The 2324-nt window shown below is 38.8% G+C and carries 3 protein-coding genes; 1 reads left to right on the top strand and 2 read right to left on the bottom strand.

What is annotated here, in order from left to right:
* Nucleotides 1–435: 435 nt before the first annotated feature.
* Complete coding sequence (locus tag PK943_05285; protein HRN78623.1) at nt 436–1260, top strand: hypothetical protein; 825 nt, start codon at nt 436–438, stop codon at nt 1258–1260.
* A gap of 241 nt (nt 1261–1501) precedes the next feature.
* Here the strand turns inward: PK943_05285 and PK943_05280 are convergent, their stop codons facing one another.
* Both PK943_05280 and PK943_05275 read right to left on the bottom strand, forming a co-directional pair.
* Nucleotides 1502–1681, bottom strand: coding sequence for a hypothetical protein (locus tag PK943_05280; protein ID HRN78622.1), 180 nt, complete (start codon nt 1679–1681; stop codon nt 1502–1504).
* A 348-nt stretch (nt 1682–2029) separates the two neighbouring features.
* The gene (locus tag PK943_05275; protein ID HRN78621.1) at nt 2030–2170 is read right to left on the bottom strand and encodes a hypothetical protein; all 141 of its coding nucleotides are present in this window, start codon (nt 2168–2170) and stop codon (nt 2030–2032) included.
* Between the last annotated feature and the right edge of the window lie 154 nt (nt 2171–2324).

Raw genomic sequence — 2324 nt, 5'->3', positions numbered from 1 at the left:
AGATCAACTTCAAACGCAGCAGAATACCTGAAACCTCATTTTTGAAATTTCAAAGGAGCTGTTTTTCTCCTGATCAAGGTAGCAAGCCGCTGCGAAGTTGATCGAATGGGCAAGGTGTAATCAGAACAGAAGATTGCGATATTTCATTCATAAAGCTCTTTAATTCAGAACCTTACTGAAAATGAGTTTTGTTATACACCCGTTTGTAAAGAAGTATGCACTGCATACTAAATGTTATTCGGACGCGTAGCGTCCGAATAACATAGTGTGAGGTGTTGATTTTTGGGAACAGCGTGCAGCACCATAACCCCTCAGTCAAGCGAACACGGCTTTACCGCTACGCCCTCTTGGACATCGCCATATTTCGTATGGCTCAACTACGCGAGGGCGTCGCTCACCTCACCTCGCATTACGTTATGCTCCTAAAATATTTTTATGAAAGATCCTTTTATAGCTTATCCAGCAGAAAATGATTATATTTTTTACTTACCGCAAGTAAATATATTTGATGAAAGCCATTTGGGAGCAATCCATATGATGGATATTCATATATATTCTGAGCCTTCTCCATTTGATACATATTCATATGACCATAGATTTGTTACATTTCATTGTAATGGCATAAAAGACCATGATTCTGCATGGGTAATTGGGTTGGAGTTAATTAATCTTTTTAGAGGATTAGTAACAATATTTAATGGCGCAGAAGATGAACAAAAACATATTAAAATTGAAAAGATGGAAAATAAATCAATGGGTAATGTTAATTACCCCAATTATAATTTAGGGTATGATGTAAATATTAATCCTAAATTATATGAGCGTTTAGGTGATGATGTTTTAATGAAATTAAATTTTAAGCAAAGACAAAATTATAAAGAACAGGCATTAAAGCATATATTTAATGGAATTTATTATATTGCTCAGCATTCTATGGGCACATATCTCTTGCTAAAATATTTCTCTGAATCATTAAGCTGGTCTAGCCTTTATAAGATTATGGAAACACTTGAAACCTTAGAGAAACATTATGATAAAGGATGGAAAGTAAATTACTCTAGAGAAGATAGAAAAAAATTTACAAATCCTGCAAATAATTATAGTTTAATTGGTATAGATTCCAGGCATGGTTTTAAGAAAGATTCTCTTGATCACAATAATTATCCTTTGATGAGCTTAATAGAGGCAAAAAAATTATTTATAGGATGCACTAAATCTTATTTGGAATATAAGTTTAATGAGCTTAAATTAAAAGCATAACCGGTTATTGAACAAGCTCGGCTCCGGGTTCTCTGGAAACAGCTTTTTGTGATCTGCTCTGAAGTTGGGCTGAAGGTCCGGTGTTTTCACCGGGAAACACCAGTGTTAGTACTCAGACCTGAATAACCCGGTAATTTCTGCGGTTTACACCCTGTTTTTCCTATTTTTCGGCCGGGTGTGGCCGTAAGCTTCCCTGTCAAGTAGACAGGAAAGCTTACACCTGATGTTTGTTCTTATATTTCTAAGTGGGGCGTAGACGGAATAAAAATTGAAAGACGTGAGCATCGGCCAAAGCTTGTTCACTATCAACCCCAGCAGCCTCGGCTATGGATTGGATACCTGCTATCAAGGTGGGTGGTGGCGTTTGGGGTAAGGAGCGACTTATACCTTGTTCGATAGTCCAACCAGCCTGGGTGAACATCTCGACCATGGTTGTACGAGTAAACCAACGAATATGGGTGCGGTCGAGCAAGCCTGAATCTTCGTATCGAAAAAGACCTGTGGCCAGACGCATTTGCACACTCCAGTGCTGTGCATTTGGTATGCATGCCAACAAGCAGCCATCTTTATCGATAGATCCGCGAATCAGGCGAATAATTCGCCAAGGATCGCGCAAATGTTCCAGGGAATCACCAAAAATCCAGCAGTCACTGGGGAAAAGTCCATCAAATTGCTCAATGGTCAGCGTCTCGATATCTGTAGCGAGTGTTCTATCACAAAATTGAGCAGCTATCTGCGCATAGCCCGGGTCAATATCTATTTCAATATACTAGGCTGATGGATTGACTTCACGATAGGCTCGTGCCATTGCCCCATACATGCAACCTACTTCAACGATATTGCGAGCTTTGGACGGAATTAAATTCATTAGATCAGTATTTACAATGTTGTGTGCAGGTGTTTGTTTCATAATTAGTTTCTCGCTCTGCATGTTAAAAGCACAATGACATTATGTTGTCGATTGTCGGCAATATAACGATTAAGTTTTGTTATTTGATTTCTTACCAGAGTTTTACAAAAGAACCAGGTTGGTATTGACACCCACAGGCCTGGGCAAGCATCAC

The sequence above is a fragment of the Candidatus Dependentiae bacterium genome (assembly GCA_035445995.1).
Taxonomy (GTDB): Bacteria; Babelota; Babeliae; order Babelales; family Vermiphilaceae; genus DAOMRS01.
This window is presented reverse-complemented; position numbering and strand designations above follow the sequence as displayed.

Bases quoted from the DNA above. Each gene is read 5' to 3' on its own strand.
- PK943_05285 (HRN78623.1), top strand. From the start codon at position 436: ATGAAAGATCCTTTTATAGCTTATCCAGCAGAAAATGATTATATTTTT.
- PK943_05280 (HRN78622.1), bottom strand. From the start codon at position 1,681: ATGTTCACCCAGGCTGGTTGGACTATCGAACAAGGTATAAGTCGCTCC.
- PK943_05275 (HRN78621.1), bottom strand. From the start codon at position 2,170: ATGAAACAAACACCTGCACACAACATTGTAAATACTGATCTAATGAAT.